General features: G+C 74.6%; 14 protein-coding genes and 2 tRNA genes. 9 read left to right on the top strand and 7 right to left on the bottom strand.

Annotated elements, in window-relative coordinates; genetic code table 11:
* Positions 1-33: 33 nt before the first annotated feature.
* The 4 genes from QOL16_RS10610 to QOL16_RS10595 all read right to left on the bottom strand — a co-directional run bounded on the left by QOL16_RS10610 (position 34) and on the right by QOL16_RS10595 (position 4,341).
* Positions 34-1,341: a glycosyltransferase family 4 protein gene (locus QOL16_RS10610; RefSeq protein ID WP_071285160.1), complete on the bottom strand. Its 1,308-nt coding sequence runs from the start codon at positions 1,339-1,341 to the stop codon at positions 34-36.
* Positions 1,338-2,972, bottom strand: coding sequence for a lipopolysaccharide biosynthesis protein (locus tag QOL16_RS10605; protein ID WP_083395135.1), 1,635 nt, complete (start codon positions 2,970-2,972; stop codon positions 1,338-1,340). The genes QOL16_RS10610 and QOL16_RS10605 overlap by 4 nt, the downstream gene beginning before the upstream one ends.
* Positions 2,969-3,928 (bottom strand): beta-1,6-N-acetylglucosaminyltransferase, encoded by a 960-nt coding sequence (locus tag QOL16_RS10600; RefSeq protein ID WP_071285159.1) that lies wholly within the window; start codon positions 3,926-3,928, stop codon positions 2,969-2,971. Before QOL16_RS10600 ends, QOL16_RS10605 begins: the two co-directional genes overlap by 4 nt.
* 161 nt (positions 3,929-4,089) lie before the next feature.
* Positions 4,090-4,341, bottom strand: coding sequence for a hypothetical protein (locus tag QOL16_RS10595; RefSeq protein WP_065964328.1), 252 nt, complete (start codon positions 4,339-4,341; stop codon positions 4,090-4,092).
* A gap of 160 nt (positions 4,342-4,501) precedes the next feature.
* Here QOL16_RS10595 and QOL16_RS10590 point away from each other — a divergent pair, with 160 nt between their 5' ends.
* Positions 4,502-5,890 carry a glycosyltransferase family 2 protein gene (locus tag QOL16_RS10590; protein WP_071285158.1) on the top strand — a complete coding sequence of 463 codons (1,389 nt, stop codon included), beginning with the start codon at positions 4,502-4,504 and terminating at the stop codon, positions 5,888-5,890.
* 292 nt (positions 5,891-6,182) lie between these two features.
* Here the strand turns inward: QOL16_RS10590 and QOL16_RS10585 are convergent, their stop codons facing one another.
* Positions 6,183-7,508 carry a glycosyltransferase gene (locus QOL16_RS10585; protein WP_065964333.1) on the bottom strand — a complete coding sequence of 442 codons (1,326 nt, stop codon included), beginning with the start codon at positions 7,506-7,508 and terminating at the stop codon, positions 6,183-6,185.
* A gap of 389 nt (positions 7,509-7,897) precedes the next feature.
* On the opposite strand from QOL16_RS10585, the gene QOL16_RS10580 reads away from it, so the two are divergent.
* The 8 genes from QOL16_RS10580 (at position 7,898) to QOL16_RS10545 (ending at position 13,991) form a co-directional block, all read left to right on the top strand.
* On the top strand, positions 7,898-9,184 hold the full coding sequence (locus tag QOL16_RS10580) for an ABC transporter substrate-binding protein (RefSeq protein ID WP_370692521.1): 1,287 nt from the start codon (positions 7,898-7,900) through the stop codon (positions 9,182-9,184).
* Positions 9,185-9,294: 110 nt separating this feature from the next.
* Positions 9,295-10,317 (top strand): carbohydrate ABC transporter permease, encoded by a 1,023-nt coding sequence (locus tag QOL16_RS10575; protein WP_065964336.1) that lies wholly within the window; start codon positions 9,295-9,297, stop codon positions 10,315-10,317.
* On the top strand, positions 10,314-11,225 hold the full coding sequence (locus QOL16_RS10570) for a carbohydrate ABC transporter permease (protein WP_071248907.1): 912 nt from the start codon (positions 10,314-10,316) through the stop codon (positions 11,223-11,225). The genes QOL16_RS10575 and QOL16_RS10570 overlap by 4 nt, the downstream gene beginning before the upstream one ends.
* Positions 11,226-11,230: 5 nt before the next feature.
* Complete coding sequence (locus QOL16_RS10565) at positions 11,231-11,563, top strand: hypothetical protein (RefSeq protein ID WP_305410822.1); 333 nt, start codon at positions 11,231-11,233, stop codon at positions 11,561-11,563.
* Between the two features lie 15 nt (positions 11,564-11,578).
* Positions 11,579-12,592, top strand: coding sequence for a LacI family DNA-binding transcriptional regulator (locus QOL16_RS10560; RefSeq protein ID WP_071285155.1), 1,014 nt, complete (start codon positions 11,579-11,581; stop codon positions 12,590-12,592).
* A 429-nt stretch (positions 12,593-13,021) separates the two neighbouring features.
* Positions 13,022-13,657, top strand: coding sequence for an MBL fold metallo-hydrolase (locus QOL16_RS10555; protein WP_071285858.1), 636 nt, complete (start codon positions 13,022-13,024; stop codon positions 13,655-13,657).
* 128 nt (positions 13,658-13,785) lie between these two features.
* Positions 13,786-13,861, top strand: a tRNA-Glu gene (locus QOL16_RS10550).
* 54 nt (positions 13,862-13,915) lie between these two features.
* Positions 13,916-13,991, top strand: a tRNA-Glu gene (locus QOL16_RS10545).
* A 311-nt stretch (positions 13,992-14,302) separates the two neighbouring features.
* Here QOL16_RS10545 and QOL16_RS10540 read toward each other — a convergent pair.
* Together QOL16_RS10540 and QOL16_RS10535 are read right to left on the bottom strand one after the other, a co-directional pair.
* Positions 14,303-14,605, bottom strand: a complete 303-nt coding sequence (locus QOL16_RS10540; RefSeq protein WP_175473077.1) for a MarR family winged helix-turn-helix transcriptional regulator — start codon at positions 14,603-14,605, stop codon at positions 14,303-14,305.
* Positions 14,606-15,429: 824 nt separating this feature from the next.
* On the bottom strand, positions 15,430-16,677 hold the full coding sequence (locus tag QOL16_RS10535) for an NAD(P)-binding domain-containing protein (protein WP_071284114.1): 1,248 nt from the start codon (positions 16,675-16,677) through the stop codon (positions 15,430-15,432).
* Positions 16,678-16,679: the final 2 nt, after the last annotated feature.

The raw sequence follows: 16,679 nt of genomic DNA, 5'->3' as shown, positions 1-16,679 counted from the left end.
GTCGGCGGCCGAGCCGCGACTCGGCCGTGCGCCTCAGCGCGCGTGCGTCACGAGGGCGTCGAGCAGTGCGCGCTCGTGCGGCGCCCGGTCGTACCGTTCCCGGACCCACGCCCGGCACCGTGCCGGCAGGGTCGGGTCGGTGGTGGCCTCGTCGAGGGCCGCGGTGACGGTCCGGGCGAGGGCGGCCGTGTCGGTCGGGTCGACCGTGAACCGCTCCCACTCGTCGGCGAGGACCTCCGCCGTGCCACCGGATGCCGCGGCGACCGCGGGGACGCCGGCGGACATCGCCTCGACGACCGTGCGGCCGAACCCCTCGGGCTCGATCGACGGCGCGACGACGAGGTCGGCTGCGTGCAGGAGCGGCAGGACGTCGTCCCGCTCGGGGAGGACGAGCACGCTGCCCGCGGGCAGGGCGTCGACGGCGCGGCCGACCGGACCGCGCTCCTCGGGGTAGAGCGCCCCGGTGAGGACGAGCAGGGGCACCGACGACGCGGGGACGGCGGCGTCGTGCGCCGCCGGACCGGAGCTCGCGGCCACCGCGACCGGGGCCGCCGCCGACCGCCGTGCGGCGTCGGCGAGCACGAGCTGCCAGGCTTCGAGCAGTGCCACGACACCCTTCGACCGGCTGAGCCGCCCGTAGTACAGGACGACGGGACGGTCGGTGTCGATGCCGAGCGTGCGTCGGGCGTCAGCCGCCTGCTCGGTGGTCGCGGGTGGGAAGGCGTCGGTGTCGACGCCGTTCGGGACCACCGTGATCTTGTCGACGGGCGTCCCGGCGGCGGCCCACGCCCGCGCCATCGCGTGCGAGACCGCGAGGAACCGCGACCGGCCGCCGGCGATCGGACCGAGCCGTCGGTAGTTCGGGGCGTGGTGCAGGTGCACCGCGAGGGGGATCCCGGACACGGCGGACACGACACGGCCGTAGGGCAGGTACTCGGGCCGGTTCAGCCACAGCACGTCGTACCCGGCGCGACGGAGCCGGAGCCCCTCGCGGGCGAAGCGCAGCGCGTCGCGCAGCGCCGTCCTGATGCCGAAGCGCGGGTCGGTCGCCTCCAGGAGCCGGACCCCGAGGCCGTCGTAGGCCGCGCGGCCCTCACCGGCGCGGGCCGCGGTGCTGTCGCGGTGCCAGAGCTCGACCGTGTGGCCCGCGGCGACGAGCGCACGGGCGTCCTCGAGCACACACCGTTCGAGGCCGCCGGTGAGCGCGAGCCCGCTGACGAGCCCGCCGATGCGCAGCGCCCGTCCCGGTGCCGCCGGGGACGGACCCGGGGCGGCGGAGGCCGCCGGGGACGAGCCCGGGGAGGCGGAGCGCGCCGGGGACGGGGACGGGCGGTGGGTCACGATGCACCTCCACGTGCGGTCGTGAGGCGACGGAGGAACCACGGCAGGCACGCGACGACACCGACCACGCGGACGACGTTCCACAGGGTGTCCTGGGGGAGCAGCAGGGAGGCCCCGGCGACGGCGAGTGCACCGACCAGCGGCAGCACCACCCGCGCGCGCGGACCGACCCACTCGCGGCGGTCCGGCAGCACGAGCAGCTGCGCGACCGCCAGGAGCGTGTAGGCGACGACGGTCGCGAGCCCGGCCCCGACGATGCCGAGCAGCGGCACGAGGACGAGGTTCGCGCCGATGTTCAGCACGCCCGCGCCGGCCGCGATCACGCCGACGGCGACGCCCTTGCGCTCGACGAGGAGCAGCCGACCGGTCGCTCCACTGGCGACGACCGGGAGCGCGGTCAACGCGACGACGAAGACGACGACGCTGAGGTCCTGCACCCGGTACGACGCCGGTGCCAGGATCGGCAGGGCGACCGGCGACACGAGCGTCACCGCGAGCAGCACCGGTGCGAGCATCGCGTAGAGCTCGTCACGGGCGTGCACCGCGAGGCGTCGGCGTGCGGCGCGGTCGCGGAGGGCGGCGAAGTGCGGTGCCCAGGCCTGGTTCGTGAAGGTCAGGAGGAGGATCACCGCGGAGCCGACGACGTAGGCGATCTGGTAGCGGGCGACCTCGTCCGGGCCGAGCAGCCGCTGCACGACGACCCGGTCCCCGGCGTTGAGCACGAAGTACGACAGGTTGCCGAGGGCGACCGGGATCCCGAGTCGGAACGCGCGCGCGGTGGTGCGGCGGTCGAACAGCCCGGCGATGCGCGGCCGCGTCGCCGCGATGCCGATCACCATCGCGACGCCCTGCGCGACGACGCCGCCCCACGCGTAGGTGGTCGCGTCGGCGCTGACCCAGACGAGCAGGCCGAGACCGATGATCGAACCGCCGACGGAGGACAGCAGGCTCGTGACGGCGAAGACCCGGATCCGGTCCTGCGCGACGAGCAGGGACAGCGAGAGCTGGACGATCGCGGCCGGGGCGACCCACAGGACCGCGACGAGGAGCAGCGGGTGGGCGCCGACGAACCCGGCGGCGTCGGCCCACGACGGGATCGTGACGAGGGCGGTCCCGGTGACGACCACCGCGGTCGTGATGCCGACGACGAGCAGCCCGCGGGCACGACGGTCGTCGCCGCCGTCCTCCGCACGTTGCAGGACCGCCGCCTGGTCGAGACCGGCCACGGACAGCACGACGAAGGCCTGGAACAGCGCGATGGCCGAGGCGAGCAGGCCGAACTCGGCTGGCGGCATGAGGTGCGCCAGCACGGGCGAGATGAGCGACGACACGACGAGCTGCATCGACCACACGACGACGTACAGCAGGCCGCGGCCGAACAGTGCGTTCGACCCCTTCGCGACCGCGCTGCTGCCCGTGCCGGGCGCCGCGTCGGACGCAGCCGACGTGGCGGGGGTGACCGACGCCTCCCGGCCGTCGGCGGGATCGGTGGCGACGGACGTGGCGGGGGTGACCAGCGCCTCCCGGCCGTCGTCCGTGCCGCCCGTGGCGCGGGCGAGCGGACCGGACGAGGACGGGCGGACCCGTCCCTCGGCCGCGCGGGCCTCGCGTCGGGTCTGCGGCAGCGTCACGAGGCGGCCCCGTCCGCCGCGACGGACCCGGCGACCGGCGCGCCGGCAGCGGCCACGGCGTGCGGTGCCGCACGCGGCTCCCGCAACCCGAAGGCGCCGTCGATCAGGTCGAGCAGCTCACCGCTCCGCTCGGTCGAGAACTTGCGCGCGAACAGGTTCGGCGTCGTGGCGTCCGGGGTCGCGCGGCGCTCGAACAGGCGGCCGGCGTCGGGCAGCGTCAGCCACGGCGGGCTCTTGCGTGCCGCACCGTCCCAGCCGATCCACCAGAGCGACTCCGGCACGTGCTCCTCGGCGAAGCCGGGCGTCAACGACGGGGTGTGCAGGACCGACGGCACGAAGGTCTCGTCGGCGATCCAGCTCCGTCGCCAGAACCGGACGAGGTCGGGGCGGCGGTCCACGGTGTCGACCACGGCGGCCGCGTGGCGACGGGCGAGGACCTTGAGCTGGGAGCCGCCGGTGAGGGTGACGCCTCGGGGCAGGCGACGGGGGAGCGGGACGCGGAGCATGTGCTTCCGCCAGGCCCAGTGCGGGTACCGCAGCCGGGCGAAGCCGCCGTCGCGACCCCAGCGGTCGTAGGGGAGCGGGAACGACGCGACGAAGGACTCCTCGCGGTGTGCCCCGAGGTGCGCGCTGATCTCGCTCGGGTGTGCGAGCAAGTAGTCGCTGCCGGTGAGGACCGCGACGTGCGTGGCGTCGGTGGTGGCGAGGGCAGCACGGTAGCCGGCGACCTCGGCGGCGACGTTCTCCCAACGCGCCCACCCGGTGCGGATCCGTGGCAGCAGCCGGACGCGTTCCGGCAGGCCGTCGACCATCGCGCGGTGCACCGACTCCGGGGTGCGTGCGTCGACGTGCAGGAACACCGGGAACGGGTCGAGCGTCTCGACGAGGCGACGCACGTGCTCCGGGTCCTCGTGGGCGAGGACGATGCACGCGGGGACCGCGGGGGAGATGGCCATGGCGGGACGCTAACCCGGGGCCGTGGTGGCCCACAGCCCCGTGCCGGACCGACTGCGGGGAAGCGGCGGTTTCCCGCAGTCGGGCGTCTGACCGGCGGTTCCCGTGGTGCCCGCGCGGTGCGGGGCGTCGTCCCGGACCAGCGCGACCGGACGGCGCCGGCTCAGCGTGCCCGGCGGAACTTCGGGCAGTCGCAGAGCGCGCAGTCGGTGCCGGGGCGGTAGTGCTCGTGGGCGTCCTCGGCGTGGCCGCAGACGCACGTCGACGCGTCGAGGACGAGCACCGTCCCGTCGGTCGCGAGGTCGGCCCAGCGGTCGCCCCCGCGGTCGGTCAGCGCGGGGGCTTCGGGTCCGGACGAGGGGGCGCCGCCACTGGTCGCAGCGGACTCGTTCCCGGTCCAGGGGGCGTCCGACATGCGTCCTCCTCGTGCCCGACGCGCGGTCGTCGGGTCATCGACGCCGAGCCTACTGGTCGACACGCCGCGCACTGGCGGCAAACCGCAAGACGCGCGGCCGTCGCCGCAACCACCCGGAGGCCGCGTTGACCCCCGCCGGCGCCGATCGGAGCATCGGACCATGACCGACACCAGTGCGACCTCCACCCGCGTGCTCACGCTCGCGCCCGCGATGCCGTCGCCGGACGGACCGACCTGGTCGGGTGCCGCCTGGGTGGGTGCGGTCGACCGGGCCGAGGCGCTCGCCGCCGACGCCGTCGCGCTCGCCGGCGCGGCGGGGTTCCGTCGTGCGCGCCTCCTCGTGCGAGACGGGCTCGAGGTCGCCGGCTTCGTCGACGTCGCGGTCGACGCGGACGGGGACCTGGACCCGGCCGAGCTGGGACCGGCCCTGCGCGCGGTGCGTGCCACGGGCCTCCCGGCCGCCCCGACGGGCACGCCCGTCGGACGCGTGTCGGTCGTCATCGGCACCCGCGACCGTCCGGAGGACGTCCGCCGGTGCGTGCGCTCGGTCCTCGCCTCGGCGTACGACGACCTCGAGGTCCTCGTCGTCGACAACGCGCCCAGCTCGACCGCGACCCGCGACGTCGTGGCGGCCGTCGGTGATCCTCGGGTCCGGTACGTCCTGGAGGCCCGACCCGGCGTCTCGCGCGCACGGAACGCCGGTCTCGCCCTCGCCACCGGCGAGGTGGTCGCCTTCGTCGACGACGACGTGGTCGTCGACCGCGACTGGGCGTCGGCGCTCGCCGCGGCCTACGCCCGCGACGCCGACGTCGTCTGCGTGACCGGCCTCGTGCCGAGCGGCGAGCTCCGGACGCCGACGCAGCGCTACTTCGACGAGCGCGTCACCTGGGCGCGCAACACCGACCGCCGGGTGTTCCGCACCGCGAGCCCGCCGGCCGACCTGCCGCTGTTCCCGTTCTCGGTCGGGGCGTTCGGCACCGGCGCGAACATGTCGATCCGCCGGGACGCCGGGCTCGCCCTCGGCGGGTTCGACGTCGCGCTCGGCCCCGGTACCCCGACCCGCGCGGGGGAGGACCCGGACCTGTTCACCCGCGTGCTGTTCTCGGGCGGGGCGCTCGCCGTCGAGCCGTCCGCCGTCGTCTGGCACCGGCACCGTTCCGACCGCGAGGCCCTGCGTGCGCAGGCGCTCGGGTACGGGACCGGGCTCGGTGCCTGGGTCGCGAAGCTCGTGCTCCGGCCGCGGACCGCGGTGGCGGTGCTCCGGCGGGCGGTCGGGGCGCTGCGGCAGCTCGGGGCGCTCGGGCAGGGGAACCGTGGCGGTGGTGCCGGTGGTGCCGGTGGTTCCGGTGGTGCCGGTGGTGCCGGTGGTTCCGGCAGTGCCGGTGGTGCCGGTGCGGACCAGGTGACGGCGGCGGTCGCGGCGATCGCGGCGTGGCCGGTGGACGACGACTTCCGCGCCGCGGCCGCGGGGCTGCAGCGCGTCGAGCTCGTCGCGGCGCTCGGTGGGCCGTGGCGGTACCTCGTGTCGCGAGCTCGCGCGCGGCGCTGAGGGGCGCGGCCCGGGCGCGGTGGCTCGGGGTCCGGGTCGGGCCGGCACGGGGCCGTGCGACATCGTGGTCGTCGTGCGACAGCGGAGGTGTCGCTCGCGGGCGGCGCGGCCGGGCCGTACCCGCGCGTGCGACATCGTGGTCGTCGTCCGACAGCGGGGGTGTCGCTCGCGGGCGGCGCGGCCCGGCCGTACCCGCGCGTGCGACATCGTGGCCCTCGTGCGACAGCGGGGGTGTCGCACACGCGCCGCCCCGGACCGCGCGGACCAGTCCCGGCCCGAGCGACCCCGCCGACTACGGGCGGAAGCGACCCTGCTCGACGTCGCGCCAGAAGCGCCGGCTGCGCAGGTACGCCGCGGGCCCGGCCGGGAAGCCACGGAACTCGTGGAACGCCAGGGAGCGCGGGATGCGCGTGGTCGACGCCTCGGTGAGTGTCTCCGGCGCCGCGTCGCGCTTCCCCGCCAGCCGGGACACGAGCTGCTTGCCCTTGATCTTCACGGCGACGGGCATCAGGCGGGCCAGCGCGACGAGGTGCCGGCGGTCCTTCGCCACGAGCGCGCACATGAGCGCGGTGAAGCCGACGCCGTTCGAGTGCAGCTGGTGGTGCAGCCCGTCGAGGTCACGACGGTGGCGGTGGTGCACGACGGCCTTCGGCTCGAAGCCGATGCGCCCGCCGCCCCACAGCAGGTCGATGAAGATCGCCAGGTCCTCGCCGCCGCGGGCCGGGACCCCGGCGCCGAGCGTGTTGTCGAAGCCGCCGACCGCGTCGAACGACGAGCGCCGGACCGACCAGTTCGCACCGGCCCCGTACCCGCCGATGCCGTACACCGCGAAGTGCTTGCGCACCGTGCCGTCGGGGGCCACCGCGGAGACCCGGGCGTTGCGCATCGCACCGGGGACGTCGTCGGGGACGATCGTCACGGGCTCGAAGGTGCGCTCGCCGCTGAAGCCGCCGTAGTACGCCTCGTACCAGATCTGCGCGGGGGTCTCGAGCTCGACCGGGAGGATCATGCCGGTCACCGCGTCGAGCTCGGGCTCGCGGACGTACCGCGACCCGATCATCCGGAGCCACTGCGGGTCGACCCGGACGTCGTCGTCGGTGAACGCGATGACCTCGCCACGCGCGGCCGCGACGCCGGCGTTGCGACCGGCCGAGCAGCCGGGGCGGCGCTCGACGACGAGTCGGACGTCCCGCCCGGCGAGCAGCCCGGGGAGCTCGTCGACCTCGGGCAGCCGCACGCGGTTGTCGACGAGGACGACCTCGTGCCGCGGGTAGTCGAGGTGCTCGAGCACGTCGAGCAGCTTGCCGAGGTCCTCGACGCGGGCGACGACGGTCGACACCACGATCGAGATCATCGGCAGCTGGTCGTCCGGGACGGGGGCGTCGTCGGCACCCACGGGGCTGCCCACGGCGCGGAGCGGCGCGAGGGCACGCTCGGCGTCGGCCGGGTCGTCGGTGAGCAGGACCTCGAGCGTGGTCACCGGGTGCCCGTCGCGGTACCCGACGACGAGCGCCGAGGAACCGTCCGCACCCGCGACGAGCTCCGGGAGCGGAGCGTCGAGGTCGACGCTGACGACACGGCGCGGGCCGGGGACGGACACAGGGGTGAGCAGGGCCATGGCACGGACGCTACGAGCACGGTGCACCGCGGACAACGCCCGTGTGCTCCCGTGGCGGGGATCGTGCGGAACCCCGCAGACCCCCGCAGCGGGACCGGCGACCGGGTCCCGCGACCGGGCCCGGCGACCGGGCCCGGCGAACCGGACCGGCGGACCGGACCGGCGACCGGGTCCCGCGACCGGGACGACCGGCCGAAGTGAGCGCTCACCAGGGGAAACCGACCGGCGGGCGGAGGTCACGGCCCGGTCACGAATCCGATGCAACCGGTTGCGCTCCGCCCGACGACGGGCGTAGCTTCCTCCACCAGCAGGCAGCGTGGCCTGCTCCAGGCAGCGTCGTCGGGTCCCCGATCGGCGCCGTCTGGTGATCTCGATGAGGAGACAACGCTGTGACCAACACTCGCGCCAGGGTGCGCCTGGCCTCCGTCGCCGGGCTCGCCGCCGTCGGCCTCGTGCTCACCGGCTGCTCGGCGGGCGGATCGTCCGGATCGGGCGACGCCTCGAACGGTCAGGACAGCCGCGGACCGATCACGTACGTGCAGGGCAAGGACAACTCGAACGTCGTGCGCCCGCTGATCGAGAAGTGGAACGCCGCCCACCCGGACGAGAAGGTGACCTTCAAGGAGCAGTCCGACCAGGCCGACCAGCAGCACGACGACCTCGTGCAGCACTTCCAGGCCAAGGACGAGAACTACGACGTGGTCGACGTCGACGTCGTCTGGACCGCCGAGTTCGCCGCGAAGGGCTGGCTCACGCCGCTCACCGGCAAGATGAAGATCGACACGTCGAAGCTCCTGCCGTCGACGGTGAAGACCGCGACGTACAACGACACGCTCTACGCCGCCCCGCAGACCTCCGACGGCGCACTCCTGTACTACCGCAAGGACCTCGTGCCGACGCCCCCGACCACCTGGGCCGAGATGATGCAGGACTGCTCGATCGCGAAGGAGAAGGGCATCGGCTGCTACGCCGGCCAGTTCGCGAAGTACGAGGGCCTGACCGTGAACGCCTCCGAGGCGATCAACGGCTCGGGCGGCTCGGTGCTCGACAAGAGCGGCAAGCCCGACGTCGACACCAGCGACGCGAAGGCCGGCCTGCAGAACCTCGTCGACGCGTTCAAGGACGGCAACATCCCGGCCGAGGCGATCACCTACCAGGAGGAGCAGGGCCGCCAGGCGTTCGAGGACGGCAAGCTGCTGTTCCTGCGCAACTGGCCGTACGTCTACAACCTCGCCAAGACCGACGGGTCGAGCACGGTGAAGGACACCTTCGGCGTCGCCCCGATCCCGGGCAAGGACGGCACGGGTGCCTCGACGCTCGGCGGACACAACGCGGCGATCAGCGTGTACTCGAAGCACAAGGCGACCGCGCACGACTTCCTCGAGTTCCTGGAGTCGGACGAGACGCAGAAGTTCTTCGCGACGCAGGGCTCGCTCGCCCCGGTCGTCGGTGACCTGTACACCGACGAGGAGCTGACCAGCAAGCTGCCCTACCTGCCGACGCTGCTCAAGTCGATCGAGTCGGCCGAGCCGCGCCCGGTGACGCCGTTCTACCCGGCCGTCACCAAGGCGATCCAGGACAACAGCTACGCCGCGCTCAAGGGATCGAAGAGCGTCGACGAAGCGGTCAAGGACATGCAGTCGGCACTGAAGACCGCCACCGACGGCAGCAACTAGCGCCGGGACGCGGCTGTCGCCGCGTCGGACGGGAGGCACGGTGCCAGCGTGCACCGTGCCTCCCGTCCGCCACCACCTGCGTCCAGACACCCGGCAAGGAGGCCGTCGAAGTGTCAGCAGCAACCGAGATCCCCGCAGCGATCCCGAACCCACGGGGGACCGAGCCGCCGCGGCGGCGGAAGGGCGGGCTCAACGCCGAGCACGGCCGCTGGGCCGTGTACCTGATCGGGCCGACGATCGCGCTCCTCGCGATCGTCATCGGCTACCCGGTCGTCAGCGCCGTGATCCAGTCGTTCCAGCTCGACGCCGGGCTCGACAAGGCCACCGGCCTGTTCGTCCAGGGCGGCTTCGCGGGCGTCGCGAACTACGTGCACTGGCTCGGCCAGCGGTGCGGTGAGACCGCCTGCCCGCCCGGCAACCTCGGCGCCCAGTTCTGGGTGTCGATGGGCAACACGTTCTTCTTCACGGTCGTGACCGTCGCCCTCGAGACCGTCATCGGCGTGTGGATGGCGATCATCATGAACCGCAACTTCCGGGGGCGCGCCCTCGTCCGCGCCGCGATCCTCGTGCCGTGGGCCATCCCGACCGCCGTCACCGCGAAGCTCTGGTACTTCATCTTCGACGCGAACGGCGTGCTCAACCACGTGATCGGGCAGCAGGTCCTCTGGACCTCGAGCGAGTGGGCGTCCCGGTGGGCGATCATCATCGCGGACACCTGGAAGACGACGCCGTTCATGGCGCTGCTCATCCTCGCCGGGCTGCAGCTCATCCCGGAGGAGGTCTACGAGGCCGGCAAGATGGACGGCGCGTCGACCGTGCAGCGCTTCGTGAACATCACGCTCCCGCTCATCAAGCCCGCGCTCATGGTCGCCGTGCTGTTCCGCGTGCTCGATGCGCTGCGCATGTACGACCTGCCCGCGATCCTCACCGGCGGCGGCGGTGGGTCCGGCAACGCGACCACCACGCTGTCGATCCTGGTCGTCGACCAGATCCGGCAGGGCTTCAACTCCGCGTCGGCCCTCTCCACGATCACGTTCCTGGTGATCTTCGTCGTCGCGTTCGTCTTCGTGCGGTTCCTCGGCGCCAACGTGGTGCAGACGCAGGCCGCCCAGCAGAAGGGTGAGCTCAAGTGACGCTCGCAGCAGACCGACCCCGGTCGACGGCGCGTTCGCGCGACCGTGCGACCGACCGCCCCCGGGTCCGCGTCCAGCGGCACACCGGGCAGCGGCTCCGCACCGGCATCCAGGCCGTCGTCATCGCGGTGTGGTGCCTGCTGCCGTTCTACTGGATGGTCGTCACGAGCTTCCGGGACGTCGGCTTCACCTTCGACGCGACGCCCTGGCCGACCCACGTCACGCTCGACAACTACACGACGGCGTTCTCGACCGCGCTCGGCAACCACCTCGGCCGTGCCCTGGCGAACAGCCTGCTCATCGGCGGCGTCGTGACGGTCATCGCGCTGCTCGTCGGCACGAGCGCCGCCTACGCCCTGGCCCGGCTCGAGTTCCAGGGCAAGTCGGTGATCGCCGGCGCGATCCTGGCCGCGTCGATGTTCCCCGGTGTCGCGCTCATCTCGCCGCTGTTCCAGCTCTTCACGGACATCGGCTGGATGGGCACGTACCAGGCGCTCATCCTGCCGAGCATCTCGTTCGTGCTGCCCCTCACCGTCTACACACTCGCGAGCTTCTTCCGCGAGATGCCGTGGGACCTCGAGGAGGCGGCACGCATCGACGGGTGCACCCGGGTGCAGGCGTTCCGGCGGATCATCCTGCCGCTGGCCGCACCCGCCGTGTTCACCACCGCGATCCTGGCGTTCATCTCGTCCTGGAACGAGTACCTCATCTCGTCCCAGCTCTCGAGCGACGCCACCCAGCCGGTCACGGTCGCGATCGCGTCGTTCGCCGGGTCGCAGCCGCACCAGGAGCCGTACACCGCGGTGATGGCGGCGGGCACGATCGTCACGATCCCGCTCGTCGTCCTGGTGCTCGTGTTCCAGCGGCGGATCGTGGCCGGCCTCACCGCCGGCGGCGTGAAGGGCTGAGGCCGGTGGCACAGCGCGGGCCGCAGCGGCCCACCGCCCGGATCGAGGAGGCGATCGGCTTCGTCGGTGCGTTCGGCGTGCTGTTCCTCGGCGTGACGGTGTTCTGCGAGGTGAACGGACGCCCGGCGCTCGGGTGGGCGATGGTGCTGCTCGTGTGCGTCCTCGCGGTGGTCGGGCTCGACCGGTGGCGGCGGACGGTGCTCCGCCGCGGTGCCGGGACCGGCCACGTCGCGGAGGCGACGCACGGCGGTGCCGGGACCGGCCACGTCGCGGAGGCGACGCACGGCGGTGCCGGGACCGGCCACGTCGCGGACGCGACGCACGGCGGCGACGGCTGACGGGCCTCCCGACCGATGCCCAGCGGGATCCAGGAGATCGCGAGCCGGACCGGACTGTCGAAGTCGACGGTGTCCCGCGCACTGCGCGGGTTGCCGACCGTGGCGGACGCGACCATCGGCGAGGTCCGACGGGTCGCCGACGAGCTCGGCTACGTGCCGAGCTCGGCGGCGGCCGGGCTCGCGACCGGACGCCAGCGGGCGGTCGGCGTCGTCGTCCCGGTGATCGACCGGTGGTTCTGCGTCCGGGCGCTCCGCGGGGTCGACGCCGAGCTGCGGCAGGCCGGGTACGACCTGGTGCTCTACAACCTCGGCGGGCCCGGCGGTGACCGCGACCGGGCGTTCCGACGGTCGATGCTCCGGCACCGGGTGGACGGGCTCGTGCTCCTGTCGCTCGTGCTCGACGAGACCGAGCGGGCCGAGCTCGAGCTCAGCGACCACCCCATCGTCGTCATCGGCGGGCCGGCGCCGGGCCTGCGGAACGTCGGGGTGGACGACCTCGCGGTGACCGACACCGCGGTCGCGCACCTGGCGGAACTCGGGCACCGGGAGATCGCCTACCTGGGCGGGCAGGACGAGGACGGCATGAACGTCGCCGTGCCGTACCTGCGGCGGGACGGCTTCGCGGACGCCATGCGCAGGCGGGGGCTCGACGTCCGTGCGGACCGGCTGCTCGACGGCCGGTTCTCGTTCGCCGGCGGGGCCGCCGCGGGGGAGCACCTGCTCGGGCGGACACCGGGGGACCGACCGACCGCGGTGTTCTGCGCATCGGACGAGATGGCGCTCGGGGTGCTGCTCGCGGCCTCCCGCGCAGGGCTGTCGGTCCCCGGGGACGTCTCGGTGATGGGGATCGACGGGCACGAGTACGGCGCGGTCGTCGGGCTGACGACGGTCGCGCAGGACCCCGAGGCCCAGGGGCGGGCGGCCGCGCGGGTCGTGCTCGCCGAGGTCGACGGGGCGTCGGCGGGGCCGTTGCCCGCGGCGCCGGCGGAGTTGGTGGTGCGGACGTCGACGGGGGCGCCGCGGGCGTAGGGGCGCCGGGTTCGGGGCGGGGTGGGGCGGGGCGGCCGCCCCGGGGCGGCGTGGCCGCCCCGGGTGGCGTGGCCGCCCCGGGTGGCGTGGCCGCCCCGGGTGGCGCGGCCGCCCCGGGTGGCGCGTCCGCCCCGGTGGCGCGGCCGCCCGGGTGGCGCGTCGCGGTGCGGCGTGCTCGCGAACAAGGGAGAGCACGTCGCGCCACGGGAATCCGTGGTGCGACGTGCTCCCCGTTGTGCGGCGCACACCGGGCGCGTCCGACCGGCCCGCACCGGGCGCGTCCGGCCGGCCGGCCCGCGGCCGCCGCCGGGCGCGTCCGGCCGGCCCGCCCGCGGCCGCCGCCGGGCGCGTCCGGCCGGCCGGCCCGCGGCCCGCACCGGGCGCGTCCGGCGACCCCGCCCGCCGGCCCCCGCGCGTAGGGTCGCCCGCATGGAGGTCACCAAGCTCGAACACGCCTGCCAGGTCGTCACCGACGGCGAGGCCCGGCTCGTCCTCGACCCCGGCGGACTCACGCGGCCGGTCGACGCCACCGGCGTGGTCGCCGTCGTCGTCACCCACGAGCACCCCGACCACGTCACGCCCGAGCAGCTCCACCGCATCCTCCGCGCGAACCCGGGCGCCGTCGTCCTCGGCCCGGCCGGGGTCGCCGACGCGCTCGCGGACGCGGGCATCCCGGTCGAGGTCGTCACGGACGGCGACCACCGCACGGTCGGCCCGTTCACGCTCGACTTCCACGGCGCGCGGCACAACGTCATCCACGCCTCGGTGCCGGTCGTCGACAACACCGGCGTCCTCGTCGGCGGTCGGCTCTTCCACCCCGGCGACGCGTACACGGTGCCGGGGGTCCCGGTCGAGGTGCTCGCCGCGCCCGTCGGTGCACCGTGGCTCAAGGTCGCCGAGATGATGGACTGGATCGCCGCCGTCGCACCGCGCCGGGCCTACCCGGTGCACGAGGCGACCCTCTCCGAGGTCGGCTTCGGCATGCACGTCGACCGCCAGCGCGAGGCCCTCGGCGACGGCGGGGACCTGGTGGTGCTCCGGCCCGGCGAGTCGCTCACGATCTGACGTCGGGACGGCCTGGAGGCACGCCCCGCGTCCGCCCCGCGGCGCACCTCGAGCGCGGCACACCCGGGCGACACGCCCCGTTTTGGCAGTCTGCTGCTGCTGTGCCATACTTATCGGGTTGTCGGAACGGCCCCATCGTACAGCGGCCTAGTACGTCGCCCTCTCACGGCGGTAACGCGGGTTCGAATCCCGCTGGGGTCACCACGGTGGCTTTCCTCCGAGTCCGACAACACGTGTGCTCCGTCTCGACGGAACCACGGCCCCATCGTACAGCGGCCTAGTACGTCGCCCTCTCACGGCGGTAACGCGGGTTCGAATCCCGCTGGGGTCACCACACCGACACCCCCGACGAGCTCCCGCTCGCCGGGGGTTTCGTCGTTCCGGGCCCGGGCCCGTGTCCGCACGCACGCACACCCGTACCCGCGCGCGGCCGCCGCCCCGCGGATGGAGCAGTCGACGTCGGATGGCCGGGCCCGACCCGACAGTTCCTGCTCCGTCCAGGGGCGGGCGTCGCTCTCCGCTCAGCGCCCGCACCCGGGCGTGGCTCGGCGGACGGAGCAGTCGATGTCGGATCGCCGGGCGCGACCCGACAGTTCCTGCTCCATCGACGGGCTCGCCGCGGGAGGGCGCCCGGGCGCGCTGCGCTCAGCCGCCCGTCCGCGCGCGCCGGGCCAGCCGCGCGTTCGCCGTGGTCGCCGCCGCGGTCATCCGGTCGAGGAAGGCCAGCGCCGCCCGGGTCTCCTCCGACGGTGCCGCACGGAGCGACCCGGCGATCTCCCGCCCGGCGAACCCGAGGAACGCCGCGTTCGCCCGCTGGGCGGCCTCGGTCGTGCGGAGCGTGACCCGGCGTCGGTCGGTGCTCTCACGATGTCGTGTGACGTGCCCGGCCGCCTCGAGGCGGTCGACGAGCCCGGATGACGTGGACCCGCGCGACCTCGGCGTGACCATGGCGTTCGGCACGATCCCACGCACCGCCTCCGACGACGACCGCTGGCGCTGGTACACGGCCGTCGGCGAGCGTCAGGTGCACCTCCGCCCGGACCCGTACGGCACGACCCGGGCCGTCCTCGCCTACGCCGGACGCGACGACCTGGTCGGCAAGGACCGTCCGGACGTCGTCGCGGCGCTCACCCGCCGGTACGAGGGCGTCGGCTGGGAGACCGCGCGCGTGCTCGACGCCTTCGCCGACACCGAGGACCTGTACGTCGACCAGCTCACGCAGATCCGGATGCCGTCCTGGCGCCGCGGACGGGTCGCGGTGATCGGGGACGCCGCGTGGTGCGTCACGCCGATGGGAGGCGGTGGAGCCTCACTCGAGCTGACGAGCGGGTACGTGCTCGCGGCCTCGCCCGCCGACGCCGTGGAGGGCGCCGCTCCGGACGGACCGGGACACCTCGACCGCGCAGCGCTCGACCGGGCCCTCGCGGCGTTCGACGACTGGATGCGCCCGCTCGTCGACGCGGTCCAGGGCATCCCGGACGGCTCGGTCCGGTTCGCCTACCCGCGCAGCCGGGTCGGCGTGGCCGCCCGGTGGGTCGCGGACGCGGTCCTGCTGTCGACGCCGCTCCGCAGGCTCGCGGCGCGCATGACGCAGGTGGCGGACACCGACCGACCGCTGCCGCCGCTCACGATGACGGTCTGGCGCGCGGCGCGCGGCGCGCGGACGCCGGACGGGAGGCGCGGGGCGGGCCCGCCCCGCGCCTCCCGTCCGGCCGGGGTCACGTCGACGACGGGACGGGCGCCTCATCGACGCGCCTCCTGTCCGGCCGTGGTCACGTCGACGACGGGACGGGCGCCTCCCCGAGGAACCGCGCGACCTCGCGGGCGGCCGCGCGTCCCGCGCGGTTCGCGCCGATCGTCGACTGCGACGGCCCGTACCCGATCAGGTGCACGCGGGGGTCGGCGGCGACCCGGGTGCCGACCATCGGGATGCCGCCGAGCGGCCCGCGCAGGCCGAGCGGCGCGAGGTGGTCGAGGTCGGCGCGGTACCCGGTCGCCCACAGGACGACGTCGACAGAGGTGGACGAGCCGTCCTCCTCGACGACCCCGTGCGGGCGCATCGCGGTGAACATCGGTCGGCGCTTGAGGACGCCGCGGTCACGGGCGGCTCGGGCGTACTCGGTCCAGAGCAGCCCGGTGTACGACACGATGCTGCCCGGGGGCCGCCCGGCAGCGACGTCCGCGGCGACCCGGCGCTCGACGTCGACGCCGTCGGTCTCGTGCACGAACGCCCCGGACAGGAACACCGGCTCGCGGCGGGTGTACCAGACCGTGTCGGTGACGCGGCTGATCTCCTCGAGGAGCTGCACCGCCGAGATGCCGCCACCGACGATCGCGACGCGACGGCCGCGGAAGCGCTCGGCGTCGACGTGGTCGCGGCTGTGCAGCTGCTCGCCGAGGAAGTCCTCGGCACCGGGGACCCGCGGCACGATCGGGGTGTTCCAGGTGCCGGTGGCGTTGACGACCGCGCGCACCCTCCAGTCGCCGTGGTCGGTCTCGACCAGGAGTGGGGGCATCGGGGGCGTGGCGCCCGGGTCGGCGCGGATGACCGCGGCGTCGGGGCTGGTCGGCTCCCCGGGATCGGTCGGCGTGCCGGTGTGGGCCCGCTCCTCGTCCCCGTCGAGCGAGCGCACGGCCGTCACCCGGACGGGGCGGAGCACGGGCAGGTGCTCGTGCTGTTCGTACGCGGCGAAGTAGCGCGGCACGGCGGTGCGGCTCGGCTCCTCGGGGTCGATCGGGGGCAGCGGCATGCCCGGCAGGTCGAAGATCCCGTTCACGGTGCGCATCCGCAGGGACGCCCAGCGGTGCTGCCAGGCTCCGCCGGGCTGCCGGTCGGCGTCGAGCACGACCACGGTGCGGCCGGAGCCGGTCGGGTCGCCCTTGCCCTTGCCCTTGCCCTCGCCCTCACCCCCGCCGGTGACCGGCGTGAACCCGCGCTGGAGCAGGTGGTGCGCGGCCGACAACCCCGCCTGACCGGCCCCGATGACCGCCACGGTCGCGGAGTGCGGGGCGCTGGACACGA

This window comes from Curtobacterium sp. MCBA15_004, from assembly GCF_001865055.2.
Classification (GTDB): Bacteria; Actinomycetota; Actinomycetes; order Actinomycetales; family Microbacteriaceae; genus Curtobacterium.
This window is presented reverse-complemented; position numbering and strand designations above follow the sequence as displayed.